The sequence below is a fragment of the Parafrankia sp. BMG5.11 genome, assembly GCF_004337455.1.
Genome location: NZ_SJXI01000001.1, coordinates 171,442 through 196,856 on the forward strand (window position 1 = coordinate 171,442; position 25,415 = coordinate 196,856).

A 25,415-nucleotide genomic window follows, 5' to 3' on the forward strand; every position below is an offset into this window, starting at 1 on the left:
GCCTGCCCCCCAAGGCCGCGTCCTCTAGCCGCCGTCCTCGCCGTTGGGAAGTGCGCGGTGGGCCGGATCGGTTGGGCAGGTATCCAGCGCGCGGGCCTGGGCTTTGCGCAGGCGCAGGTTTTCGCGCAGCTTGGCAGCCAATCGTTCCTCGCGAGAAGGCTTGTGCTCGGGCATCGCGCGAATGCTTGCCCGCGGCGGAAATGATTGACAAGGGGCGGGCGCGTTGTAAGGCGCGCCCGCTCCCGGCCCGGCATTGCCGCGAGGGGCGATCCGATGGTTCAAGCTGCTGTAGCTCAGTGGTAGAGCACACCCTTGGTAAGGGTGAGGCCGAGAGTTCAATCCTCTCCAGCAGCACCATCGCTTAACTTCACCCCTCATCAGCAGTGGCGCGACACCGGCCAGGTACGGCGCATCTGATCCAGATCGGATCAGGTTGCCGGCTCGTTGTCGCTTTTGTCCTATTCACCGAAAAATTAGCTCGTTAACCGGGGTGGGTAAGAACTCGCGGCTAGGCTGCCGGGTCTTTGGGGGCAGGAGGCAAGTATTCCGGTGCAGGGGGCGCTAGGGCGCAAAATCGCGCCCGCGGTTGGGCGCGACTTCGAATTGCAGTTCGAAAAGATGCTCGGCGCTCTGGACGCGAGGCCGCGTCTTGTGCTCGACCGTGACTGCGGGCTGGTTTGGTGCAGTGACAATGCGACCCGCCTGCTCGTCCCGCCGTTCCCCCTCCATATCGAGAACGGGGCGCTTGCGGTTGACGACCCATCGGCAAATGCCGCGCTGGCAGACTTCGTGGAGGCCGCCAGCGGTTCGTGCGACAGCGTGCTTCTGCGCGGCCGCAACACCCGCCACTGGGCCATGGTGATCGGCTGGAGCTTGCCGGACGATACCGATCTCGTGTGCCTGCTGATGAACCTGTCCATCCCGCATCGCGGCGTCCAGGACAGCGGACTGGCCCGCGCGCTCCGGCTGACAGCCACGGAAACCCGCGTGCTCGATCACTTTGCCCGGCTATACAGTCCGCGCGAGATCGCCCAGCAAATGGCTATATCGCTCAGCACCGTGCGCAGCCATCTGAAGCAGATCCACTCCAAGGCGGGAGTGGAGTCAGCGGTTCAGCTGACGCAACTCGTCAGGGGTTTCTGTGCATGTTAAGAATTGCTGACGGGGTTGTTTCATCGCGGGACGCAGCCGGCGGATCAGCCGAATCTTTCGCTAATCTCCCCTCGATTGGGGATGCGAATCGGTTAGCCCGGACATAACTTGCAGTTAACCCAGCCGCTTAAAGCGCAGGGTTTACGGGGCGGGGCAATTAACCCCCGCTCTTAAGGGGGATGCTTCAAATGGGTCAGTTTTGGGCGCGAGCAGCGAAGGTCTCCGCCATATCGGCGGCGCTGATGGTGACGCCGGCGGTCGCGCAAGACATCACTTACCAACCGATCGACCCCAGCTTCGGCGGCAATCCATTCAATTCGGCGCACCTGCTTGGCATAGCCAACGCGCAGAACGACTACAAAGACCCGGCGGCGACGACCAAGAGCTCGCAGGCGGATATTTTCGCCCGTCAGTTGCAGTCGCGCCTGTTGTCGGCCCTCTCCTCGCAGATCGTCAACGCGATCTTCGGCGAAAACCCGCAGGAAAGCGGCACGATCAGCTTCGGTGGCCAGACCATCACGTTCTTGCGCAGCCTGACGGAAGTCACGCTGACGATCACCGACGACGACACGGGCGAAGTCACCACCATCGTCATCCCCACCTTCATCGACGTGCAGCCGTAAGCCGACCATGAAGCCCAAGTCTCTTTTCGTCGGCCTGGTCGCCCTATCGCTCTCTGCGTGTCAGACGGTGACCGGCAGCGGCAACACGCTGTGGCCCGAAACCACCTCGCGCGCTTTCATTCCCGATCGCACGCAGACCCAGACCCTGCTGTCGGCGCTGCCTTCGCCCGATCGTCCGGTCGCGGTGGCGGTCTACGGATTCTCCGACCAGACCGGTCAGTTCAAGCCGACCGAGGCAGGCCAGACCCTGTCTCGCGCGGTGACGCAGGGTGGCGCTTCGATCCTGGTCAAGGCATTGCAGGACGCCGGAAACCGGCAGTGGTTCACCATCGTCGAGCGCGAATCGCTCAAGAACCTGCTGAACGAGCGCCAGATCATCCGCGAAATGCGCGAACGTTATCTGGGCGAGAAGGACCTCAATCCGCAGGCGCTGCCGGCGTTGCTGTTCGCCGGGGTGATCCTGGAGGGCGGTGTCGTCGGCTATGACACCAACACGGTAACCGGCGGAGCGGGCGCAGCCTTCCTCGGCATCGGCGGCCGAACCGAATATCGCCAGGACACTGTCACGGTTTACCTGCGGGCGGTATCGGTGCGCACGGGCGAGGTGCTGACCACCGTCACCGCTTCTAAGACGATCGCCAGCCAGTCGATCGGCGCCAACGCTTTTCGCTATATCGGGTTCAAGGAACTGCTCCAGGCCGAAGCCGGCTACACCACGAACGAGCCAGACCAGGTTGCCCTGCAACAGGCGATCGAAAAGGCGGTCCATTCGCTGGTGCTCGAAGGGGTGGAACTCAACCTGTGGAAGTTCGCCAGTCCGGGCGCGGGCGACCCGCTGCTCTCGCAATACCGCCAAGAGCGCGACGGGCGGATCGATTCGGACAAGGTGGCCGAGGCGCTGCGCAATGCGCCGCCGATGGCCCCGCAGAAGATTAAGCGCACTGCCTCTGCCGACGCCGACGATGGCAATCCCGGCCGGCGGAAGAGGGAGCGCGTCAACAATTGATCACTGCCTTCGGGTGGTGACCAAGGCGCGGGCGGGGGCCGGACCCGTCCGATGACGCCAGGATTTTTCCGGTGGCCTGACGCTGGCGGTTGCAGCCGCTTCGCTGGGTCGGTGAAATAAAGGCGCGCCGGAGTTGCAGCCCCGACGCGCCCCGATTGACTAAGTTGCGTGTGAAACAACCAGGTCCGTCCCGCGCCAAGGCGCGAGACAGACATGGTTATGAATCTCCGGCTGGAGTTTGACAACCATGTTACGGGAACAAGCCCATTTTCGACTTTGGGTTCCTGCCACGGCAGAAATTAATTTTCCGTTTCATTCAAGCTCCTGTCCGGAAAACGGGCGCCTTCGCGCGTCCGAACGACAAAATCGAGGCCCGGCAAAGGGTCCACGCTTCAGCATCCAGCGATCCCTTTCGCCGGGTGCCGGGCCGCAGAACACGGACCAATCCATCCATCAGGAGCTTTTGAAATGAAGAATATGCTTTTCGCGACCGTCTCCGCGGCCGCACTCGTTATTGGCGCTCCCGCCATGGCGCAGACCGTTACTGAAGCTGCAGCGAACAACGCGTCGACCGTGTCGCAAACCGGCAATAGCAACAGTGCGACTGTCACGCAGCGTTTCAACGAGCAGACCTCGAAAATTGAGCAGACCGGCAATAGCCACACCGCGACTGTGACCCAGGGTCACAACTTCGGCGCGGCATCGCTCAGCTCGGGTAATGAGGCGACGATCAAGCAGGGCAAGCGCGAAGACAACTCGACAGCGACGACCGGTTCGGCCGCTACGATCCTGCAGCTCACTGCCGACAACGATGCCACAATCGAGCAGAAGGGCCGTAACCAGGCCGACATCGCTCAGGGAACAAACGACAACTTGAAAGGCAGCAATAACTCGGCGACCATCAAGCAGTCGGACACCAACCTGATCGCCGCCGGCGTCAACCTAAACATTGCCGGCATCCGCCAGGACGGTTCGAACAACGTAGGCTCGACCGAACAGAAGGGCGACAGCAACATCGCTCTCGTGAAGCAGACCAACGATGTCGGCAGCGAAGGCAACGAGTCGACCGTCTCGCAGGACGGCCTACGCAACGTGCTTGACCTTGGCCAGACCGGCAATGGCAACACCCTTTCCGCTGGTCAGCTCGGTGACGACAACCGTGCGGACGTTCTCCAGCTAGGCGACGGGAACGCCACTACCCTGACACAGACGGGTAACCTGAACGAGGCCGCCGTCCGGCAGGACGGCAACTCGAACCAGGCCACCGTCGACCAGGACGCGAACGGCAACGCTGTCGGTGAGACCGCGAACTTCCCGGGCAACTTCCCCAACCCGCGCGTCACCACCTACAATGCGCTGGCCGTGGGTATCGACCAGGTCGGAGACGATAACGAGGCTTATGTCTCGCAGACCGGCGGCGGCAGCGCCAAGATCGCGCAGGAAGGCGACGACAACTTCGCCGGTGTGGCGCAGGACGGTGTCGGAGCTATGTTCGACGTTCAGCAGACCGGCAACGGTAACTCGGTGAGCAGCACCGAAGACGCGAAGGGCAACGTGCGCCAGGCCGGTGCAGCCGCCGGGATCTTCGTCGCGCAAGACGGTGACGACAACCAAGCCGTTCTCGACCAGATTGGCGACCGTGCCTATGTCGACATCGCGCAGGTGGGTAACGGCAACGTTGCCGCGACCTCGCAGGCCCCGGCAGCTGCCGATGCTGAATCGACCATCGCGCAGACCGGCAACAACAACCGTGCAGAGGTCAGTCAGGCTTCGTTTGCGGTGTCGGAGATTACCCAGACCGGTGACAACCACTTCGCCGACGTCAGCCAGGGTGCGAACTCGTACTCGCTGGTCTCGCAAACGGGCGGCAATGGCAACACTGCCACTGTTAGCCAAGGTGCGAGCGACTGGTCGAGCGTGACCCAGATTGGCAGCAGCAACACTGCCACCGTCACGCAGAACTAATGACTACGGAGCGGCGGCCTGACCTGAGGCCGCCGCTTCCCAATCCTTTTCTTGCTGACGATCAGCAAACTCTGGAGCTTTAAAAATGAAGATTACTCTTTTCGCGACGGCCTCGGCCGCCGCTCTCGCCTTCACTGCGCCGGCGATGGCGCAGACCGTCACGCAGGATTCGGCTGAGAACGAAACCACCATTCTGCAGACCGGCAACAGCAACAAGGCTACTGTCACTCAGAATCAGACCGAGCAGACCGCATCGATCGAACAGACCGGCAACGCCCACAGCGCTTCCGTCCGTCAGGGCGAGACAGGCGGGGGTGCCACGATCAATAACGAAGCGACCATCACTCAGAAGGCTCGCGCAGACGGCAACGGCAAGGCTGAATCCAACGTCTGGCAGGAATCAAACAATAACTCCGCGACTGTTGAGCAGACGGGCGACGGGCGTGCCGACATCAGCCAGGGCATCAACAACAACTTTCGCGCTGGCGGCGGTAACGTGGCCAAGATCACGCAGACGGACACCGCAAATTCGGTAAACCCGAGTTCGCTCACCGCGCGTAATATCGCTGGTATCGTTCAAGATGGTTCCACGAACGATGGAACGATCACGCAAAATGGCGATGCTAACATCGCGCTCCTGAACCAGAGCGCATACAGCAACATCGCCGAGCGGAACTTTGCGTCCATTGGACAGGAAGGTCGCGACAACGTGATCGACGCGAATCAAGGTGGCTCTGACAACATCCTCAACGCCACTCAGAAGGGCGACGACAACGTCGCGAACAGCACCCAGTTCGGGGACGCCAACTACGCCCTTCTCTCGCAGGAGGGTGCAGCGAACGAAGCTGCAGTTGAGCAGATGGGCAACGATAACAAGGCCACCGTTCTGCAGACCGGGGATGCCAATGACGTCGGCGATGCGCAACCGAACGTGACCCCTGGCGCCTACAACGTGAACCCGTCCTACAGCGGCGGCGGATACAGCCCGACGATCGTTGGCTTGAAGCAGAACGGCAACGACAACGAAGCCTACGTCTCGCAGGCTGGCGGGGGTGACGCGATCATCGAGCAGATCGGTGACCGTAACTTTGCCGGCACGGTACAGACCGGCACGGACACCACGCTGGATGTGCGTCAGGAAGGCGATGACAACCTGGTCACGACCACGAAGGACCAGGATTTGAACCTCGTTCAGGATGATGCCCGTTCGAACATCCAGGTGGATCAGATAGGTAACCGGAACCAGGCGGTCTTGGCGCAGACGGGCGCTGACAACACGATCGATGTCATGCAGTCCGGAGACGATAACCTGGCGACCGTGACCCAGTCGGGCGCGTTCGGTACTTCGCTGGTCACCCAGACGGGCGACGACAACATCGCGACCTCCTCGCAGGGTGCGAACTCGTATTCGTCGATCACGCAGACCGGCAACAGCAACATCGCCACGGCCACTCAGGGCGCCAGCGACTACTCGTCTGTTGCCCAGACCGGCAACTCGAACGTCGTCACTGTGACGCAGAACTAAGTACCAAAACCGGCGGAGCGGACACCCCCGCTCCGCCGCACCGCCCGGCTCGCGGACCTCCGCGGGCCGGGATTGGTGCTCCACCCAGATTTAGAGTAGGACAGGATCGATGACGCAGCAGTGCACTCACAAGTACCTGGCGCTTCTCGCCGCCGGCCTTGCGATGCCCGGCGCCGTGGCCGCCGATACTGGCGCAACCGTGCCGAAATCCTGTCCGGGAGACACAGCCATGGCTAGCGACAAACCCGGCGTCACCATCGACACCAGCGGCAGCGGCCACAGCCGCGTGATCGTCCAGACCGATGCCGACGGCACCGTCCGCCTGGGCCAGCACGGCACCGATCATTCCGCGGTCGCGGTCCAGCAGGGCAGCGGCGGCAGCCTGGCCATTGAGCAGAGCGGCGCCTCGGCCCGCGCCGATGTGGTTCAGGGCGGCACGTGCAACGCGGCCGATGTCAGCCAAGCCGGTGCGGGCAATCGTGCAACCGTCACGCAGTCCGGTAACGGCAACCGGGTGGTCGTCCGGCAGGGACCGGCGAAAGGAGGCAGCCAATGATCCGCCGCGCGCTCTCTGCCGCCGCCGTGTCGGCCGCCATGGCGCTTGCGCCTGCCGCTTACGCCACCACCGACAAAGAAACGCCGGGATCGCCGTGCACGCCCGGCGGCGGGCTAGGCACCGGCAACCCGTGCAACGGCAACAACGGCAATCCCAGCCCCGAAGGCAACGCCGGCGAAACGGTCAAGTATGACAAGAAGCCGCCGCTCTTCACGGTCGTGCGCGGTGACGGTCGCGGCGCGTTTGTCGAGCAGGTCGGCAGCGTCAACGCGGCGACGATCACCCAGACCCGCAATACCCAGTTTGCCCGCATCGGGCAGACCGGCGACCGCAACTCCGCGACCGCCGCGCAAAGCGGCACCGGCGCGCATTACGCCAGCGTCGTGCAGGACGGGGCCGATAACGCCGCGAACGTCACTCAATCCGGATCAGGGGCGCAGGTCGCCTATCTGCTGCAGGACGGTGCGGCCAATGCCATGAGCGTCACGCAGAACGGCGGGCTCACCACGTCGGGGGTCGCCGCGATGCAACTGGGCGATCGCAACGCCATGTCGCTCACCCAGAATGGCGAGAACAACATGGCGCGCCTGACACAGGACGGATCGGACAACACGATGACCGCGGTGCAGAACGGCAACAACCAGCTGACCTGGACTCAGACCGGCACCGGTCTGTCGGACCTCCACATCACCCAGCCCGCCGGCCAGGCGCTGCTGGTCACGCAAACGCGATGATCCGGCTGGCTGGCCTGGCTCTGCTGGTTTTCGCGGGTGCGGCGGCGCACGCGCAGGATGGCAGTGACAAGGTCCGGCTAGACGATTTCTCGCTACCCGCCACCGAGCAGGCCCAGCCGCTTGAGCAGGTGTCGCGCGGCACCACTGCGCCGCTTCCCGAACAAACGCGCGACCGCACGCTGGCGCGCCCCGCCCGGTCCGAAGCGGCTGGAACCACCTCGACGCAGCTGACCGGCACTGACGATGCGGGCCCGGTGGCGCAGCTGGCCAGCCCGACGCAGTCGCGCACCGGCCTGGCGGGCGCCGCTGCGAACCCCGGGGACCGGGTACCGGGTGCCGTCCAGCGGATCGGGGGACAGGACAAATGCGATCCCCAGCTCGAGCGGGCGGCCCTTGCGGAATGCCTGCGGATCCTTGAACTGCGCGCCGCCGAGTTCAGCGCGCCGGGTCCCGCCGTACTCAGCCCGGAACAGCGCCTGTTGGGCGAACTGCGCGATTCGGACGATCGGCTGGCCCGCAGCTCCAGCGCGATGCGCTTGCGGCTGGCGACCACCGGCGAACCCGACGCGGACCTGGAAAGCAATCAGGAACTCGCCGCAGTCTATCTCGGCGCTCCCGAAGCGCCGGCCCAGCCACTTCCGGCGGAAACCGATCAGACCACGTCTTTGATCGAACTGCTGCAGAACCTTGGCATCCAGACCGGACAGCCGGCCGGGGGCAACTAGCCCTTTCGCACTTCCTGCGCGGTCCGGTCAGCTTGGGGTGGCGGCCAGCAGATCCGACCATTCGGGATGGCGCTTGAACTGCGCCTCGACATAACTGCACTGCGGCACGATGGTGAATCCCTCGCGCTGGGCGTCAGCGACCAGCGCATTGACCAAGGACGCGGCGACGCCTTGGCCGCCGATTTCGGGCGGCACCAGGGTGTGGTCAGCGATGCGGGCTTCTCCACGCGCGATCCAGGTAAGGCGGCCGACCGCCTCGCTACCGGGCACTTCGGCGCGGTATTCGCCGCGGGCCGCGTTTCCGTGGCTGGTGATCTTGATGCCGTCGATGGCCATGTGAGGTGTCTCCTTCTTGCGCTCAACGCGGGCGCCGCTAGGGCCGTTCCGCGATGACCGACACTGCCTCCGGAGCCGCCCAGTTCCTGTCCGACAACGCCGCGGCGGTTCACCCCCGTGTGTGGGACGCGCTGCGCGCCGCCGACGAGGCGCGCGCGCCCTATGACAACGACGCGCTGTCGCAGTCGCTCGACGAGCGGTTTTCGGCGCTGTTCGGGCGGGAGGCGCATGTCCTGTGGGTCGCCACCGGCACTGCCGCCAACTGCCTGGCGCTGGCCACGCTGTGTCCGCCGCACGGCGGGGTGGTGTGCCACCGGGAGGCGCATATCGAGGTGGATGAAGCCGGTGCGCCGGGGTTCTATCTGCACGGCTCCAAGCTGCTGCTGGCCGAGGGTGAGGGCGCCAAGCTCACGCCCGAAGGCGTGCGCGCCGTGGTCGATCCGATCCGCGACGACGTCCACCAGGTCCAGCCGCACGCGGTCAGCGTCACCCAGGCGAGCGAATACGGGCGTGCGTACCGCCCGGCCGAGCTCGCGGCGCTGGGCGCGCTCGCCAGGGAGCGCAAGCTGGGCTTCCACGTCGACGGCGCGCGGTTTGCGAACGCCGCCGCGTTCCTTGGCTGCCCGCCCGCGGCAGCCGCCGGACCATGCGATGCGCTGAGTTTCGGCTGCGTGAAGAACGGCGGCATGAATGCCGAGGCGATCGTGTTCTTCGATGGGGCGCTCGCCGCGCTGGCGCGTTACCGCCGCAAGCGAGCGGGGCACCTGCAATCGAAAGGCCGTTTTCTCGCCGCGCAGCTCCACGCGATGCTGGACGACGATCTGTGGCTGGCCAACGGCCGGGCCGCCAATGCCGCCGCTACCGAGATCGCCGGAGCCTGCGGCGACCGGCTGCTGCACGCGGTCGAGGCCAACGAGCTCTTCGTGCGCCTCTCTCCGACTGAGCGCGAGGCGCTCCGGACACAAGGTTTCGGGTTCTATGACTGGGGTGCGGACGCAGCCCGCTTCGTTACCGCCTGGAACACCCGCGCAGACGATGCGATGGCGCTGGCCAAGGCTATCGCCGCGCTGTGAGCGAAGCGCCGGGCCACGCCCCGCCGCACGCGCTGCTGCGGCCGCGCATCGCACTGCCGTTCGTGCTGGTGGCGCTGATCTGGGGATCCACCTGGTACGTCATCACCGGGCAGATCGCCGACGTCCCGCCCAGCTGGTCGGTGGTGTACCGCTTCGCGCTGGCGACGCCGGCGATGTTCGTGGTCGTGCTGGCGATGCGGCAGTCGCTGGTGATGAGTCGATCGGGCCACCTGCTTGCGCTGCTGCTCGGCGCGACCCAGTTCTGCGGCAACTTCAACTTCGTTTATCGTGCCGAAGAGCATCTGACATCCGGCGTGGTCGCAGTCATGTTCGGGATGCTGATGGTGCCCAACGCGCTGCTCGCCCGCTGGTGGCTGGGGCAGCAGGTGACGCCGCGGTTTCTGGCCGGCAGCGCCATTGCCATCGCCGGAATCGCCCTGTTGCTGATCCACGAAGCGCAGGTGGCGCGACTTGGCGGCAACGTTGCGCTCGGCGTGGCGCTGGCGCTTGGCGGCATCTTGTCAGCCTCGATCGCCAACGTCAGCCAGGCGACCGCGACCGGGCGCGCCCAACCGATGATGGCGCTGCTTGCCTTCGCCATGCTGTATGGCACGCTGATCGATGCCGCGATCGCCTGGGCGGTTGCGGGACCGCCGGTGGTGCCCACCTCCTCGGCGTTCTGGGCGGGCACCGCGTGGCTGGCGTTCGCCGGATCGGTGGTCACCTTTCCGTTGTACTGGCGGATCGTGCGCGAGATCGGACCGGGCCGGGCGGCGTACAACGGCGTCCTGGTGATTGTGGTCGCGATGGTCATCTCGACCTTCATCGAAGGATACGAATGGTCACTGCTGGCGGTCGCGGGAGCAACGCTTGGCACCCTGGGCATGATCGTCGCCCTGCGCGCCCGGCAGGTCTAGCGCAGACTCGCCAGCCCTTCGCGATACGTTGGAAAGCGCAGCCGCCAGCCGAGCACCCGCTTGGCCTTGCCATTGGCGACCCGGCGGCTCTCGGCATAGAACCCGCGCGCGGCGGGCGACAGGGCCGCCTGGTCCAGCGTCTGCAGTGGCGGCGGTTCGACGCCCAGCAGCCGGCATGCTTCCGCAGTAACCGCAGCGCCGCTCGCCGGCAGATCGTCAGCCAGGTTGTACGGGCCCGGCGGAGCCTCGAACGCCAGCGCGCAGCCGCGGGCGATATCCGCCACATGCACCCGGCTGAACACGTGGCCGGGCAGGTCGATGCGGTGCGAGCGGCCTTCGCGCACGCGGTCGAGCGGGCTGCGGCCGGGGCCGTAGATGCCGGGAAGCCGCAGGACCCGCGCGCCGAGGGCGAGCCATGCCGCGTCCGCGTCGCTGCGCGCGGTGCGGCGGCCACTGCCGACAGGTGCGCTCTCGTCCACCCACGCCCCGCCGGTATCGCCATAGACCCCGGTGGACGAAAGGTAGCCGAGCCAGCGGCCCGCCAACGCATCGCCATAACGGGCTAGGACGGGGTCGCCTGCGGCATCGGGCGGGACTGAGGACAGCACGTGCGTGGCCCGCGACAGCCGCCCGCGCACCGCGTCATCGTCATCAAAAGCCACGGTGCCATGCGCGCCCGTCGCCTCGACCGACCAGCCCTCAAGTTGCGCGGCGATCGCCCGCGCGGTGTATCCCAGCCCAAACACGAACAGCCGCATGGCGCGGCTTCTAGCGGCTGGACGCGCGCACGAAAGCGCTTAGTGCGAAAGCCATGGATATCGCCCGCACCCCTTCGACCCCCGACGGCAATTACCAAATGGCCGATGCGCCGCCAGAGCCGGTCGATCCCCCGCTGATCCGGCGAGAGGATTACAAGCCGTTCGACTGGCTGGTGCCGCAGACCCGCCTCGATTTCGCGCTGGGCGTGGAGAGCACCCGCGTCACCGCCACGCTGTCGGTCGCGCGCAATCCGGCCGGCGAGCAGGCAGGCGAGATCCGCCTCAATGGCGACGGACTGACCCCGATCGAGGTAGCGGTCGATGGGCAGGCGTCAAACAGCTGGCGGATGGATGGCAATGACCTGATCCTCCCGCTTGCCGGCGAAGCGCACGAGATCCGCCTGGTGACGGAGATCGATCCCGCGGCCAATTCGCAGCTCATGGGTCTTTACGCGTCGAACGGGATGCTGTGCACCCAGTGCGAGGCGGAGGGGTTCCGCCGGATTGCCTTCTTCCCCGACCGGCCCGATGTCCTCAGCACCTATACCGTGCGGATGAGCGGCGAGCGCCAGGCGTTTCCGGTGCTGCTGTCGAACGGCAACCTGGTGGCGCAGGGAGAGGACAGCAGCGGACATTGGGCCGAATGGCACGATCCCTGGCCCAAGCCATCGTACCTGTTCGCGCTGGTCGCCGGCGATCTGGTCGCCCGGCGCGATACCTTCACCACCATGAGCGGGCGTACCGTCGACCTCGCGATCTGGGTCCGGGCCGAAGACCTCGACCGCACCGAACACGCGATGGAGTCGCTGATCAGGTCCATGCGCTGGGACGAGGAGGTGTTCGGCCGCGAATACGATCTCGATCAGTTCAACATCGTCGCGGTGGGCGATTTCAACATGGGGGCGATGGAGAACAAGGGCCTCAACGTCTTCAACACCAAGTACGTGCTGGCTGATCCCGAAACCGCCACCGACGGCGACTATGACGGGGTCGAGGGCGTCATCGCACACGAATACTTCCACAACTGGTCGGGCAACCGGGTCACCTGCCGCGACTGGTTCCAGCTCAGCCTGAAGGAAGGCTTCACCGTGCTGCGCGACCAGCTGTTCAGCGAGGACATGCGCGGGGCGGCGGTCAAGCGGATCGAGGACGTGCGTCTGTTGCGCAGCGTGCAGTTCCCGGAAGATTCGGGGCCGCTCGCGCATCCCATCCGCCCGGACAGCTTCCGCGAGATCGGCAACTTCTACACCCCCACGATCTACAACAAGGGGGCCGAAGTCATCCGCATGATGCGCACCATGGCGGGGCCCGAGCGGTTCCGGCAGGGTACCGACCTGTATTTTGAGCGCCACGATGGCGAGGCGGCAACGTGCGAGGATTTCATCCGCGCCATTGAGGACGGAGCAGGTCTCGATCTGACGCAGTTTCGCTTGTGGTATGCGCAAGCCGGAACGCCGAAAGTCGAAGCGGTGCTGGATCATGATGGCGAGACCGCCACTCTGACGCTGCGCCAGATGGTGCCCCCCACGCCGGACCAGCCGACCAAGCTGCCCGTGCCAATCCCGCTGCGGCTGGCGCTGTTCGACCGCGCCACCGGCCGCCACAATGGCGAACAGCTGGTGGTTCTGACCGAGGTTGAATCAGTTGTGCGCTTCGCAGGCTTTGCCGAGAAGCCGGTGCTGTCGATCAACCGCGGCTTTTCCGCGCCGGTGGCGATCGAGCGAACGGTCGAGCCTGACGACCTGGTCTTTCTCGCCCGTCATGACGACGATGCCTTCGCCCGGTATGAAGCGATGCAGGAACTGATCGTCGGCCACCTGGTGAGTGCGATCGGCGGCGGCCTTCCCGATGCCGCTCGCACAGAGGCGAGGCAGGCGATCGGGGGCGCCCTGAGCGCCATCCTGACCGATCCCGAACTCGACGATGCGATGCGCGGCGAGCTGATGATGCTGCCGAGCCAGACCTACCTTTCCGAGCAGCTGCTGGTCGCTGACCCGGGCACGATCCACGCGGAGCGAGAAGCGTTGAAGGCGTGGCTGGGGCGCACGCTGGAGGGCGAACTCGCAGCGCTCCACCAGCGGGCCAGCAGCCAGTCGGCCGGGATGGGCCACGCGGCACGCGGCGCCCGCAAGGTGAAGGGCCAGGCGCTGGTGTTCCTGGCCGCCGGCAATCCCGAACTCGCCGCCACGATGGCTGCCAGCCAGTACGATGCGGCGGAAACGATGACCGATCGGCAGGCAGCGCTGATGGTGCTCACCGGGCTGCCGGGTGCAGAGCGGACGCGCAAGCTGATCGACTTCTACAACCGCTTCCAGAACGATCCGCTGGTGATCGACAAGTGGTTCAGCCTGCAGGCAAGTTCGCTCCACCCGCAGGTCATCGAACACGTCAAGGCGCTCGCCCGGCACCCCGATTTCAATCTGAAGAACCCCAACCGGGTGCGCAGTCTGTTCATGGCCTTTACCGGCACTCCGCTGGGCTTCCATGCGCCGAGCGGCGAAGGATACCGGATGATCGCCGACCTGATCCTGGCACTCGATCCGATCAACCCCTCCACCGCTGCGCGGTTTGTCACTCCGCTGGGCCGCTGGCGCCGGCTGGAGCCAGGCCGCGCGGCATTGATGCGCGGAGAGCTGGAGCGGATCGCCGCGAAGGCTGGCCTGTCACGCGACACGTTCGAGCAGGTGACGCGCAGCCTTGGTTGAAGCGCTCCGGTCGGGGGTGTTGGCCGGCGTCCCGCACGGGTTCCTCACCCGCGCGGGCGGAGTCTCTCGCGGCGCAGTCGCCGGCCTCAACTGCGGCTTCGGGGCAGAGGACGATCCTGCGGCGGTGGCCGAAAACCGCCGCCGCGCCGCTGACGCCGTGTTGCCGGGGGCCTCGCTGGTGGGCGTATACCAGATACACTCGGCCGACGTAGCGACAGTGGCAGAACCGTGGGGCGACGACGAGCGCCCGCGAGCCGATGCCATGGTGACCGATCGCGCGGGCGTGCTGCTCGGCATCGTCACCGCCGACTGCGCGCCGGTCTTGCTGGCGGATTTGGGCGCGGGCGTCGTGGGCGCTGCACATGCCGGCTGGCGGGGGGCGCACGACGGGGTGATCGCCAACACCGTCGCTGCGATGGAGTCGCTTGGCGCGTCGCGTGGGCGCATCGTTGCGGCTGTGGGGCCGTGCATTGCGCAGGACAGCTACGAGGTTGGCGAGGACTTACGGGCGCAATTCGACAGCGCAGAACACCGCTTCTTCGCGCCCCACGCGCCGGGACACTGGCAATTCGATCTGCCGGGCTATGTCCACGCCCGCCTGCGCGATGTCGGCGTCGAGACGATCGACCTGTTGGGTTGCGACACGTATGCCGATCCCGCGCGGTTCTTTTCCTTTCGGCGCGCAACCCACCGGGGAGAGGCCACTTACGGGCGTCAACTTTCACTGGTCGGACTGGCGGTAGAGCGTTCATGAAACGGCCACAATGGCGGTTGGCAACCTGCCGAGTTGCGTATATGCGCGCCGCAAACCGGCACCGTCGGCGCCATATCGGCGCCGCGCGTGAACCGCGAAACAGGGGCTGAAGCTTCCTTTCTCGTGGACCCTGGTTGCAGGTTCAGTGTCCCGCCGTCCGGCGGGTTCCATTCGCGAAGACGATTACAATGCAGGGCAGGCACGGCTGATGGCTGACACGACTGGCGACGCGATCCCGGGGACCGTTACGGCCTCGGACGTCCACGATGGGGACGGGGTCCGGCGGCGCGATTTCATCAACATCGCGGCGGTCGGCGCAGCCGGCGTTGCGGGCGTTTCGGTTCTTCTGCCGCTGATCAGCCAGATGGCCCCCTCGGCCGACGTGCTCGCCGAAAGCAGCACCGAGGTTGACGTGTCCGCGATCCAGCCCGGTCAGGCGATCAAGGCGATCTTCCGCAAGCAGCCGCTGTTCGTCCGGCGCCTGACTCCTGCTGAAATTCAGGCAGCCAATGCGGTCAGCGTCGGCAGCTTGCGCGATCCGCAGACCCTGGCGGAGCGGACCAAGGAGGGGCACGAGGACGTGCTCATTACCATGGGCGTGTGCACCCACCTTGGCTGCGTGCCGCTGGGTGCGGCCGAAGGCGAGGTGAAGGGTGAGTTCGGCGGGTATTTCTGCCCCTGCCACGGATCGCACTACGATACGGCGGCCCGCATCCGTAAAGGCCCGGCTCCCACCAATCTGGAAGTTCCGGAATACGAGTTCACCAGCGACACCGTCGTCAGGGTCGGCTGAGGCGAGAGAGAGCGAATACGATGAGCTATCCCTGGGCCAAGCACTACGAACCGGTTAACCCGCTGATGCGGTACCTGGACGAGAAGCTGCCGCTTCCGCGTCTGGTCTACAACGCGATCGGTGGCGGCTATCCGGTGCCGCGCAACCTCAACTACATGTGGAATTTCGGCGTACTCGCCGGGTTCTGCCTGGTGCTGCAGATCGTCACCGGCATCGTGCTGGCCATGCACTATGCCGCCAATGCCGGTGTGGCGTTCTCTTCGGTCGAGCACATCATGCGTGACGTCAACTGGGGCTGGATGCTGCGCTATGCCCACGCCAACGGCGCCAGCATGTTCTTCGCGGTGATCTACCTGCACATCTTCCGCGGGTTCTTCTATTCGTCGTACAAGGCCCCGCGCGAGATGGTGTGGCTGATCGGCGTGGTCATCTTCCTGCTGCTGATGGCCACCGGCTTCATGGGCTACGTCCTTCCGTGGGGGCAGATGAGCTTCTGGGGCGCCAAGGTCATCACTGGCCTGTTCGGTGCGATTCCGCTGGTGGGTGAGCCAATCCAGATCTGGCTGCTCGGCGGGTATGCACCCGACAACGCCGCGCTCAACCGCTTTTTCAGCCTGCACTACCTGCTGCCGTTCGTGATCGCCGGCGCAGTAATCCTCCACATCTGGGCGCTGCACATTCCCGGCTCGTCGAACCCGACCGGCGTGGAAGTGAAGAAGGAAAGCGACACGATCCCGTTCCACCCGTATTACACGGCCAAGGATGGGTTCGGACTGGGCGTGTTCCTGATCGTCTACTGCACGCTGCTGTTCTTCCTGCCGAATTACCTGGCGCACCCCGACAACTATATCGAGGCGAACGCGCTTTCGACGCCGGCACACATCGTGCCCGAATGGTATTTCTGGCCATTTTACGCGATCCTGCGCGCCTTCACGGCGGACTTCTTCTTCATCCCCGCCAAGCTGATGGGCGTGTTGGCGATGTTCAGCGCGATCCTGCTGTGGTTCTTCCTACCCTGGCTGGACAAGGGCCCGGTGCGCAGCGGCCACTATCGCCCGCTGTTCCGCAAGTTCTTCTGGTTCGGCCTCATCCCGGCGATGGCGCTGCTGTTCTATTGCGGCGGCGCGCCGGCTGAAGAGCCGTACGTGATGCTCAGCCAGATCGCGACGGCGTATTACTTCCTGCACTTCCTGGTGATCCTGCCGATCGTTTCGATGATCGAGCGGCCCGATCCGCTGCCGTATTCCATCACCGAGGCGGTTCTCGGTGAGGACAAGGCTGCGGTGCTGGGCGAAAACGCCACGCCGGGCGTGTGATCAAACAGGCTTTAGGGAAAGCGACACGACAATGATCCGTCTTATCGGAATCCTCGCCGGCCTGTTCTTCGCGGTTGCCGCCCTGTGGGGCCTGGGCAACGGCGTCGCCACCGTCATCGGTGAGGGGCAGCTCAAGGAAAAGACCGCCGAGCACGAATTCCACCTGCACCCGCGTAAAGCCGGCCTGCAGTCGGATGGGCCGTTCGGCACCTGGGACATCGCCCAGCTGCAGCGCGGCATGCAGGTGTACAAGGAAGTGTGCGCCGCCTGCCACAGCCTCAAGTACGTGGCATTTCGTGACCTGACCGCGCTCGGCTATTCGGAAGCGGAAGTGAAGGCGATCGCAGCCGGCTTCCAGGTTCCGGGCATCGATCCGAACACCGGCGAGGCGAACACCCGTCCGGGCCTGCCGACGGATTACTTCCCGGATCCTTATCCCAACGCCGTGGCCGCCCGCGCTGCCAACAACAACGCAGTGCCGCCCGACCTTTCGCTGATGACCAAGGCGCGCCATGACGGCAGCAACTACGTCTACTCGCTGCTCACCGGGTACCGCAACGTCGACCGCTTCAGCGTCGACGGGCACAAGGTGAAGGAAGAATTCCCCGAATTCACCACTCCGCCCAATACCCACTTCAACCCGTATTTCGCGAACCTCAACATCGCGATGGCACCGCCGCTGACCCAAGCTGGACAGGTAACTTACGCCCCCGGCAATCCTCAGCCGACGGTCGATCAGATGTCGAAGGATGTGGCGGCGTTCCTGACCTGGACTGCCGAACCCAAGAAGGTGAAGCGCACCCAGGTAGGCTGGCCGGTGCTCGGGTTCCTGCTGTTCGCGACCATCCTCGCGTGGCTGGCGAAGAACCAGGTGTGGGCCGCCATCAAGCCGAAGAAGCGCCGCGCCGACTAGGGCGCGCGTGACTACTGAAGAACTCAGGGCACTTGTACGCTCGGTGCCGGACTTTCCGGCGCCGGGCGTGCTGTTCCGCGATATCACCACCCTGATCAGCCACGGCGCGGGATTGCGCGCGGCGGTGGGTCATCTCGCGGATCGCGCGCGCGCGGGAGGCGCGCAAGCAATTGCCGGAATGGAGGCGCGCGGGTTCATCTTTGGCGCCGCGGTCGCGATCGAACTCGGCGTGGGATTTGTTCCGATCCGCAAGCCCGGCAAGCTGCCGGTGCCGACCATCGGCATCGACTACGAGCTGGAGTACGGCACCGACCGGCTGGAGATCGATCCCACCGCGATCGCGCCTGGCCAGCGGGTCGCCATTGTCGATGACCTGATCGCCACGGGGGGTACCGCTCTGACCGCCGCCCAGCTCCTCCGTCAGGCGCAGGCCGTGGTCGCGCAGGCGCTGTTCGTGATCGACCTGCCTGACCTCGGCGGTGCGTCCCGCCTGCGCGAGGCGGGGCTGGAGGTGGATGCGCTGATGGACTTTCCCGGCCATTGACGCGGGGGCGGGTCACGTGGCAACGCGCGTCAGCCTCACGCGGGTATAGCATAGTGGTAATGCTCTAGCCTTCCAAGCTAGCTAGAGGGGTTCGATTCCCCTTACCCGCTCCAGGCTTGCCTGCTCAGCCCAACCCGGCGCTCAGACCGCCATGTTGTCGATCAGCCGGGTTCCACCGATCCGTGCCGCCACCAGCAGCCGCGCTCGCCGTTCTCCGTGCATTTCCAGCGGCGTCAGGCTCTCCGCGTCGACCAGCTGCGCGTAATCGACGCTGTCGAAGCCGGCTTGCAGCAGATGGGCTTCTAAAGCCGCGAGCGTCGGCGCCACCGCGCTTCCCGCCGCCAGCGCCGCAATCGTCTCCCGCATCGCCTGCGGCAGAGCCGCTGCCTGCGCTCGCTGCTCTGGCGAGAGGTAGCGGTTGCGGCTCGACAGCGCGAGCCCATCGGCTTCGCGCACCGTGGGAGCGCCGATGATCGCGTCGACATGCGGCTGGGTCAGGTCGAGGTCGCGGGCCATGCGGCGGATGACGCTGAGCTGTTGCCAGTCCTTTTCGCCGAATAGCGCGACGTCCGGCTGCACCTGATTGAACAGCTTGAGTACCACCGTCGCCACCCCGTCAAAGTGTCCGGGGCGCTGGGCGCCGCACAGGCCTTCGCTGACCCCGGATACTGAGACGTTGGAGGTAAACCCGTGCGGGTACATCGCCGTCACCGTGGGGGCCCACAGCAAGTCCACCCCCTCAGCCTCCAGCAGGGCCGAATCCTGCGCCAGCTGCCGCGGATAGGCGTCGAGGTCTTCGTTCTGACCGAACTGCTTCGGATTGACGAAGATCGAGGTGACGACCGCGTCGGCCCGTCGCCGCGCCTCCCGCACCAGCGTCAAATGTCCCTCGTGCAGCGCACCCATCGTCGCGACCAGCGCGACTCGCTTGCCCTCCGCGCGGAGCTGGGCGAGAGCGCTTCTCAACACTTCCAGAGTGGTGGCGGTTTGCACGCAGCAGTGTCCCTCGACTATTCTGATCCCGCCCATCGCCCTAATCGGGGCGCAACAGGAATGCACGCGTGACCGACGCCCGCCCGACGCCCCGAAGCGCACATCGCATCGTCTTCGCCAACGAAAAGGGCGGCACCGGCAAATCGACCACGGCGGTGCACATCGCAGTGGCGCTGGCGTATCGCGGCGCGCGCGTGGCGGCTATCGACCTCGATCCGCGCCAGCGCACGCTCTACCGCTATTTCGAGAACCGTCAGGAAACCGCCGCGCGCCGCGGGATCGACCTGCCGACTGCCCGTTTCGAGGTGTTCGAAGACGGTAGTCCCGAAGAGCTGGAGGCGGTGGTCGCATCGCTGAGCGAAGGGTGCGACTTCATCGTCTTCGACACCCCCGGGCGCGACGACCCGCTGGCGCGCCACGCCGCCACCGAAGCGGATACGCTGGTCACCCCGCTCAACGACAGCTTCGTCGATTTCGACCTGATCGGCCAGGTCGATGCGGAAACCTTCAAGGTGCGCAAGCTGTCGTTCTATGCCGAGCTGATCTGGGAGGCCCGGCTGAAGCGCAGCCGCGCGACGATCGAGCAGCAGCGGCGCGAGATGGACTGGATCGTCGTGCGCAATCGCACCGGTCACACCGAGGCGCGGAACATGGTCCGTATCGAGGCCGCGCTCAAGGAACTGTCGAAGCGCGTGGGTTTCCGGGTCGCGCACGGCCTGTCCGAACGCGTGATCTACCGCGAACTGTTTCCCAGCGGGCTCACGTTGCTCGACAAGGGGCACCTGGGGGAACTCGGCACCAGCCACCTGGTGGCGCGGCAGGAACTGCGGGCGCTGGTGGCGGCGCTCAATCTGCCGGTCACTACCAAACCCGCGGCCGAACTGGCCCTCGCCTGATCCGCCCTTCGCCACTGTCGTACGCGCCCGCGGTTCGCTACGGCGGACGGCGATGAGCCACTCGGCTGCCGCCTTTGACCCGTTCGTGATCCCGCGCGCGAGAATTCGCGCCCGCCTTTCCGTCGCATCGCGCCATTTGCCGGGGGCACAGCGCTTGGGCCAGTGGTCATCTGTTCGCCGCAGCCTCAAAGGCGCGGTCGCCACCCCCTCCGCCTCCCCGATCTGTCTGGCGCCGAGCGTGCGGGTGTGATTAAGGTGCTGATCATTGCAGCGCTGCTCGCGCTCGGCTGCCGCTGGCTGTTTGGCCGATGGCCGTGGAATTACCTGACCGCGAAACCGACCCGTGGCCTGGACGTTTTCCATGCACGCAAGCTGCTGGGCGTACGCGAGGAGGCCACCCGGGCCGAGATCCTCGACGGGCACAAGCGGCTGCTTGCACGAGTCCATCCCGATCGGGGCGGCACGAACAGCCAGGTGCACGAGGCGAATGCCGCGCGCGACTTGTTGCTGGATCGTCTGTCCGACAACTAAGGAAATCCGCTTGAGTCACACATTCGACCCCAGCGTCCTGCGCGAATACGACATCCGCGGGATCATCGGCGAAACCCTGGGGGCAGACGATGCCCGCGCCATCGGTCGGGGCTTTGCTACGATGCTGCGCGAAGCGGGCGGCAAGACCGTGGCCGTGGGCTACGATGGGCGCCTGAGCTCTCCGATGCTGGAGCACGCGTTGATCGAAGGATTGACCGCGTCGGGCTGCGATGTCGTGCGTGTGGGCATGGGGCCGACGCCGATGCTGTACTATGCCGAAGCGTCAACCGAACAGGTGGACGGCGGCATTCAGATAACTGGCAGCCACAATCCCGCCAATTACAACGGCTTCAAGATGGTATTCCTTGGCCGACCTTTTTTCGGAGAGGACATCACCGAGATCGGCCGCCGTGCCGAGGCGGGTGAATGGGCCGATGGCACCGGCACCATCGAGACGCGCGAGATCATGGGCGAGTATATCGATCGCCTGCTCACCGGGCTGGAGGGGATCGACGGTGAAGCGCTGGCCGGTTTTAGAATCGGTTGGGACGCGGGCAACGGAGCCGCGGGTCCCTCGCTTGAGGCGCTGGCCGCCCGGCTGCCGGGGGAGCACCACCTTCTCTACACCGATATCGACGGGTCGTTTCCCAATCATCATCCTGATCCTACTGTTCCCGCCAACCTCGAAGACCTTCAGCGCCTTGTCGCGGACAAGAACCTCGACTTCGGAGTTGCTTTCGACGGCGATGGCGACCGGATCGGCGCCGTCGACGGCGAGGGGCGGATCATTTGGGGGGATCAACTCTTGATGATCTACGCCGAGGACCTCCTCGCAAGACTACCTAATGCCGCGATCATCGCCGACGTGAAGGCCAGTCGCGCACTGTTCGAGCGCGTGGCCGAGCTGGGCGGAAAGCCGCTGATGTGGAAGACCGGGCACAGCCTGATTAAGTCCAAAATGAAGGAGACTGGCGCACCGCTGGCTGGCGAGATGAGCGGCCATGTCTTCTTCGCGGACACCTATTACGGCTACGACGACGCATTGTACGCTGCGATCCGGCTGATGGCCGCGTCGGTGCGCTTGGGCAAATCGGTGACCGAGCTGCGCGGCGCCATGCCGCCGATGGTCAACACGCCGGAACTACGCTTCCGTGTCGATGAGAGCCGCAAGTTCGCAGCGATCGAAGAAGTAAAGCAGCGGCTCGCGGGTACCGGTGCTCCCGCGAACATCAGCGTGGACGGCACCGACGGGGTGCGGGTGACCACCCCAGATGGGTGGTGGTTGCTGCGCGCATCCAACACCCAGGACGTGCTGGTCGCCCGGGCGGAAAGCGAGAGCCAGGCCGGCCTTGATCGGCTGATGGCGCAGATCGACGAGCAGCTCGCAGCCTCCGGCCTCGAACGAGGTGAGCAGGCGGGGCATTGACCGCGCGCACGGCAACCAGCGCCGCATTTCGCCGTGCGGTCGCGTGGGTTGCCGTGCTCAACCTGGCATACTTTGGAATCGAATTCGCGGTCGCCCTCGCAATTCGATCGGTCGCGCTATTCGCCGATTCGGTGGACTTCCTTGAAGACACCTCGCTCAATCTGCTGATCCTCCTCGCGCTTGGCTGGAGCGTGGCGGCGCGTGCACGCATCGGGATGGCGCTGGCCGCACTGTTGCTGGTCCCGGGCTTGGTTACCCTGTGGACCGCATGGTCGAAGCTGGGAGAGCCGCTGGCACCCGCGCCGCTGCCGCTGACGCTCACCGGTCTGGGCGCTCTGGCGATCAACCTGACGTGTGCGGTGATCCTGGTGCGTTTTCGGGCGCATTCCGGCAGCTTGAGCAAGGCGGCGTTCCTGTCGGCGCGTAACGATGCGCTGGCGAACGTTGCGATCATCGCGGCGGGGCTGGTCACCGCCTTCGCCTGGTATTCGCCGTGGCCGGACCTGATCGTCGGGCTGGCGATCGCCGCGATCAATCTCGATGCCGCGCGTGATGTGTGGGAGGCGGCGCGGGAAGAACGCCGCGCCGGGTCGTGACCATGGCGAGGCGGAGCTTTGCCGCCGCTCGTGCTTTGGCATATCCATGAACGACGAAATCGGACCTGATGGGGCGGGGCAGGTTCCGCGCGAAATCCGAGAATGGTTCGCGGGCCGCGGCTGGCGCATTCGCCGCCACCAGACCGAGATGCTGGCAGCAAGCGAGGCGGGGCAGCATGCTCTGCTGGTGGCGGATACCGGAGCCGGGAAGACGCTCGCCGGGTTCCTGCCCACGTTGGCCGCGTTCTGCCCCTCCACCCTGGGCGACACGCCGGTGCCCGAAGGGCTGCACACGCTCTACGTTTCCCCGCTGAAGGCGCTGGCGCATGACGTGCAGCGCAATCTGGTCACGCCGATCGAGGAGATGGCTCTGCCGATCCGGGTCGAGACGCGCAGCGGCGATACCCCCTCCGATCGCAAGAAGCGCCAGCGCGCCCGCCCTCCGCATGTCCTGCTGACTACGCCTGAGTCCTTGTCGCTGCTGCTGAGTTATCCGGAAAGCTTCGATCTGTTTGCCGGGCTCAAGCGCGTGGTGATCGACGAGGTCCATGCGTTTGCCACCGGCAAGCGCGGCGATCTCCTCGCGCTGGCGATGAGCCGGCTGCAGGCGATCGCGCTCGATCTTCAGCGCGCGGCGCTGTCGGCCACCTTGGCCGATCCGCAGGAGTTCCGCGAATGGCTCGCCCCCTGGGGGGAGATCGATACGGTCACGCTGGTCGAGGGGGAGCCCGGTGCGCCGCCGGTGGTCGAGGTGCTGTTGCCGATCGAGGAACGGGTGCCGTGGGGCGGCCACGCGGCGACCTGGGCCATCCCCCAATTGTATGAGGAGATTCGCCGCAACCGAACCACGCTGGTGTTCACCAACACCCGCTTTCTGGCCGAATACGTCTTCCAGAACTTGTGGGACGTGAATGACGACAACCTGCCGATCGGCATCCACCACGGGTCGTTGAGCAAGGAAGCGCGGCGCAAGGTGGAAGGCGCCATGGCGCGCGGCGAACTGCGCGCGCTGGTCGCCACCGCCAGCTTGGATCTTGGCGTCGACTGGGGAGATATTGACCTGGTGGTGCAGATGGGCGCGCCCAAGGGGTCAAGCCGGCTGCTTCAGCGGGTCGGGCGCGCCAATCACCGGCTTGATCAGGCGAGCCGCGCGGTACTGGTACCAGGCAATCGCTTCGAATTCCTAGAGGCGACTGCCGCCAAGGAGGCCGTGGATCAGGGCCAGCGCGATGGAGAGGATTTTCGTCCCGGCGGGCTCGACGTGCTGGCCCAGCATGTGATGGCCTGCGCGTGTGCCGCGCCGTTTGGCGAGGCGGCGCTGCTTCGGGAAGTGCGCTCCAGCCTGCCTTACGCCTGGGTCGATCAGGCCGCATGGGAGCGCGTGCTCAATTTCGTGGCGACCGGCGGGTACGCGCTGAAAGCGTACGACAAGTTTCGCCGCATCGTGCGCGACACACCCTCCGGCGCCGGCGAGCCGGTGTGGCGGCTATCCCACCCCGAGCACGCTGCTCGCCATCGACTTAACGCCGGGATTATCGTCGATTCCGAAATGCTTGAGGTGCGGTTCAAGAACGGCCGTTCGCTGGGCAAGGTGGAGGAGCGCTTCGCCGCGTCGCTGAGCCCCGGGGACACGTTCCAGTTCGCTGGGGTGAACCTGGAAGTCGAGCGTATCAAGGACATGGAGCTGACAGTCAGGGCCAGCACCAAGGCGGCCATGATCCCCAGCTATGGCGGCCAACGCTTGCCGCTGACGACCCATCTCGCCACGCGGGTGCGTGAAATGCTGATGGACCGGGCGGGGTGGGCGCGCTTTCCCGACGATGTGCGCGAATGGCTGGAGGTGCAGCACTGGCGCAGCGAGATGCCGGGTCCGGGCACTCTGCTGGTCGAAAGCTTCCCGCACGCCAAGAAGCATTACGCGGTCTACTATACCTTCATCGGATGGAACGCGAACCAGTCGCTCGGCATGCTGATTACCAAGCGGATGGAGGAGCGGGGTCTCATGCCGCTCGGCTTCAACGCCAACGATTATTGCCTGGCGATCTGGGGGCTGAAACCGGTTGCCGACGTGGCGCCGCTGCTGTCACCCGATATCCTGCAAGACGAATTCGTCGAATGGGTGCAGAACTCGCATCTCCTGCGTCGCGCTTTCCGCGAGGTGGCGGTGATCGGGGGGCTGGTGGAGCGACAACATCCGGGGAAGCGCAAAAGCGGCAAGCAGGTCACGTTCTCGACTGATCTGATCTATGACGTGCTGCGCAAATACGAGCCGGACCACGTGCTGCTGGAAGCGGCCTGGGCCGATGCGCGTACCCGCATGACGGATATCGGCCGGTTAGGCGATTTGCTGGACAGCGCGGCAAGCCAGCTGCTGCACGTGGAGCTCGACCGTGTCAGCCCGCTGGCGGTGCCGGTCATGACGCTGATCGGCCGGGAGAAGCTGCCGGATGGCGCGGCCGATGACGAACTGCTGCTGGAGGCGGAAACGCTCGCGTCCGAAGCAATGCGGGTCGATGCGGCGGTGCCATTCGAGGGCGATTAAAACCAATACGGCGCGCCGGGCGGGATTTGTACGCCG

The 25,415-nt window shown here is 65.5% G+C and carries 25 protein-coding genes and 2 tRNA genes; 23 read left to right on the forward strand and 4 right to left on the reverse strand.

Annotated elements, in window-relative coordinates; genetic code table 11:
- Positions 1-24 precede the first annotated feature (24 nt).
- Positions 25-174, reverse strand: a complete 150-nt coding sequence (locus E0504_RS50155; RefSeq protein ID WP_165938363.1) for a hypothetical protein — start codon at positions 172-174, stop codon at positions 25-27.
- A gap of 108 nt (positions 175-282) precedes the next feature.
- On the opposite strand from E0504_RS50155, the gene E0504_RS00905 reads away from it, so the two are divergent.
- The 9 genes from E0504_RS00905 to E0504_RS00945 all read left to right on the forward strand — a co-directional run bounded on the left by E0504_RS00905 (position 283) and on the right by E0504_RS00945 (position 8,286).
- A tRNA-Thr gene (locus E0504_RS00905) sits at positions 283-357 on the forward strand.
- A gap of 192 nt (positions 358-549) precedes the next feature.
- Positions 550-1,152, forward strand: a complete 603-nt coding sequence (locus E0504_RS00910) for a helix-turn-helix transcriptional regulator (protein WP_131621010.1) — start codon at positions 550-552, stop codon at positions 1,150-1,152.
- A gap of 188 nt (positions 1,153-1,340) precedes the next feature.
- Positions 1,341-1,775, forward strand: a complete 435-nt coding sequence (locus E0504_RS00915; RefSeq protein ID WP_131621012.1) for a curli assembly protein CsgF — start codon at positions 1,341-1,343, stop codon at positions 1,773-1,775.
- Between the two features lie 7 nt (positions 1,776-1,782).
- Positions 1,783-2,781 (forward strand): CsgG/HfaB family protein, encoded by a 999-nt coding sequence (locus E0504_RS00920; RefSeq protein WP_131621014.1) that lies wholly within the window; start codon positions 1,783-1,785, stop codon positions 2,779-2,781.
- A 468-nt stretch (positions 2,782-3,249) separates the two neighbouring features.
- A complete protein-coding gene (locus E0504_RS00925) occupies positions 3,250-4,746 on the forward strand; it encodes a hypothetical protein (RefSeq protein WP_131621016.1) in 1,497 nt (498 codons plus the stop codon).
- Positions 4,747-4,831: 85 nt separating this feature from the next.
- Positions 4,832-6,271, forward strand: a complete 1,440-nt coding sequence (locus E0504_RS00930; protein WP_131621018.1) for a hypothetical protein — start codon at positions 4,832-4,834, stop codon at positions 6,269-6,271.
- A gap of 109 nt (positions 6,272-6,380) precedes the next feature.
- A complete protein-coding gene (locus E0504_RS00935; protein WP_131621020.1) occupies positions 6,381-6,827 on the forward strand; it encodes a hypothetical protein in 447 nt (148 codons plus the stop codon).
- Positions 6,824-7,561, forward strand: coding sequence for a hypothetical protein (locus tag E0504_RS00940; protein ID WP_131621022.1), 738 nt, complete (start codon positions 6,824-6,826; stop codon positions 7,559-7,561). Before E0504_RS00935 ends, E0504_RS00940 begins: the two co-directional genes overlap by 4 nt.
- Positions 7,558-8,286 (forward strand): hypothetical protein, encoded by a 729-nt coding sequence (locus E0504_RS00945; RefSeq protein WP_131621024.1) that lies wholly within the window; start codon positions 7,558-7,560, stop codon positions 8,284-8,286. The genes E0504_RS00940 and E0504_RS00945 overlap by 4 nt, the downstream gene beginning before the upstream one ends.
- A gap of 27 nt (positions 8,287-8,313) precedes the next feature.
- On the opposite strand, the gene E0504_RS00950 is transcribed toward E0504_RS00945, so the two are convergent.
- Positions 8,314-8,622 carry a GNAT family N-acetyltransferase gene (locus E0504_RS00950; RefSeq protein WP_131621026.1) on the reverse strand — a complete coding sequence of 103 codons (309 nt, stop codon included), beginning with the start codon at positions 8,620-8,622 and terminating at the stop codon, positions 8,314-8,316.
- Between the two features lie 53 nt (positions 8,623-8,675).
- On the opposite strand from E0504_RS00950, the gene E0504_RS00955 reads away from it, so the two are divergent.
- Together E0504_RS00955 and E0504_RS00960 are read left to right on the forward strand one after the other, a co-directional pair.
- Positions 8,676-9,695 carry a low specificity L-threonine aldolase gene (locus E0504_RS00955; RefSeq protein WP_131621028.1) on the forward strand — a complete coding sequence of 340 codons (1,020 nt, stop codon included), beginning with the start codon at positions 8,676-8,678 and terminating at the stop codon, positions 9,693-9,695.
- 62 nt (positions 9,696-9,757) lie between these two features.
- Complete coding sequence (locus E0504_RS00960) at positions 9,758-10,612, forward strand: DMT family transporter (RefSeq protein WP_207912054.1); 855 nt, start codon at positions 9,758-9,760, stop codon at positions 10,610-10,612.
- Here the strand turns inward: E0504_RS00960 and E0504_RS00965 are convergent.
- Positions 10,609-11,370: an SDR family NAD(P)-dependent oxidoreductase gene (locus E0504_RS00965; protein WP_131621030.1), complete on the reverse strand. Its 762-nt coding sequence runs from the start codon at positions 11,368-11,370 to the stop codon at positions 10,609-10,611. The two genes, E0504_RS00960 and E0504_RS00965, sit on opposite strands and share 4 nt — an antisense overlap.
- Positions 11,371-11,423: 53 nt before the next feature.
- Here E0504_RS00965 and pepN point away from each other — a divergent pair, with 53 nt between their 5' ends.
- From pepN to E0504_RS01000, 7 genes are all read left to right on the forward strand, one after another.
- On the forward strand, positions 11,424-14,075 hold the full coding sequence (gene pepN, locus E0504_RS00970) for an aminopeptidase N (RefSeq protein WP_131621032.1): 2,652 nt from the start codon (positions 11,424-11,426) through the stop codon (positions 14,073-14,075).
- Complete coding sequence (gene pgeF, locus E0504_RS00975; protein ID WP_207912055.1) at positions 14,068-14,829, forward strand: peptidoglycan editing factor PgeF; 762 nt, start codon at positions 14,068-14,070, stop codon at positions 14,827-14,829. The genes pepN and pgeF overlap by 8 nt, the downstream gene beginning before the upstream one ends.
- 208 nt (positions 14,830-15,037) lie before the next feature.
- Positions 15,038-15,622 carry a ubiquinol-cytochrome c reductase iron-sulfur subunit gene (gene petA / locus E0504_RS00980; protein ID WP_131621034.1) on the forward strand — a complete coding sequence of 195 codons (585 nt, stop codon included), beginning with the start codon at positions 15,038-15,040 and terminating at the stop codon, positions 15,620-15,622.
- 20 nt (positions 15,623-15,642) lie between these two features.
- The gene (locus E0504_RS00985; RefSeq protein ID WP_131621036.1) at positions 15,643-16,938 is read left to right on the forward strand and encodes a cytochrome b/b6; all 1,296 of its coding nucleotides are present in this window, start codon (positions 15,643-15,645) and stop codon (positions 16,936-16,938) included.
- A gap of 31 nt (positions 16,939-16,969) precedes the next feature.
- Complete coding sequence (locus E0504_RS00990; RefSeq protein ID WP_131621038.1) at positions 16,970-17,851, forward strand: cytochrome c1; 882 nt, start codon at positions 16,970-16,972, stop codon at positions 17,849-17,851.
- A gap of 7 nt (positions 17,852-17,858) precedes the next feature.
- Entirely contained in the window at positions 17,859-18,395 is a 537-nt protein-coding gene (locus E0504_RS00995) for an adenine phosphoribosyltransferase (RefSeq protein WP_131621040.1), read from the forward strand.
- 39 nt (positions 18,396-18,434) lie between these two features.
- Positions 18,435-18,508 (forward strand) — tRNA-Gly (locus E0504_RS01000).
- Between the two features lie 28 nt (positions 18,509-18,536).
- Here E0504_RS01000 and panC read toward each other — a convergent pair.
- Positions 18,537-19,388 carry a pantoate--beta-alanine ligase gene (panC, locus tag E0504_RS01005; RefSeq protein ID WP_131621042.1) on the reverse strand — a complete coding sequence of 284 codons (852 nt, stop codon included), beginning with the start codon at positions 19,386-19,388 and terminating at the stop codon, positions 18,537-18,539.
- A gap of 68 nt (positions 19,389-19,456) precedes the next feature.
- On the opposite strand from panC, the gene E0504_RS01010 reads away from it, so the two are divergent.
- The 5 genes from E0504_RS01010 to E0504_RS01030 all read left to right on the forward strand — a co-directional run bounded on the left by E0504_RS01010 (position 19,457) and on the right by E0504_RS01030 (position 25,379).
- Positions 19,457-20,284, forward strand: a complete 828-nt coding sequence (locus E0504_RS01010) for a division plane positioning ATPase MipZ (protein WP_131621044.1) — start codon at positions 19,457-19,459, stop codon at positions 20,282-20,284.
- Positions 20,285-20,530: 246 nt separating this feature from the next.
- Positions 20,531-20,815, forward strand: a complete 285-nt coding sequence (locus E0504_RS01015) for a molecular chaperone DnaJ (RefSeq protein ID WP_131621046.1) — start codon at positions 20,531-20,533, stop codon at positions 20,813-20,815.
- Between the two features lie 10 nt (positions 20,816-20,825).
- Complete coding sequence (pgmG, locus tag E0504_RS01020; RefSeq protein ID WP_131621048.1) at positions 20,826-22,241, forward strand: phosphoglucomutase/phosphomannomutase PgmG; 1,416 nt, start codon at positions 20,826-20,828, stop codon at positions 22,239-22,241.
- Positions 22,238-22,837 (forward strand): cation transporter, encoded by a 600-nt coding sequence (locus tag E0504_RS01025; protein WP_131621050.1) that lies wholly within the window; start codon positions 22,238-22,240, stop codon positions 22,835-22,837. Before pgmG ends, E0504_RS01025 begins: the two co-directional genes overlap by 4 nt.
- A gap of 46 nt (positions 22,838-22,883) precedes the next feature.
- Entirely contained in the window at positions 22,884-25,379 is a 2,496-nt protein-coding gene (locus E0504_RS01030) for a ligase-associated DNA damage response DEXH box helicase (RefSeq protein WP_131621052.1), read from the forward strand.
- The last annotated feature ends 36 nt before the right edge of the window (positions 25,380-25,415 follow it).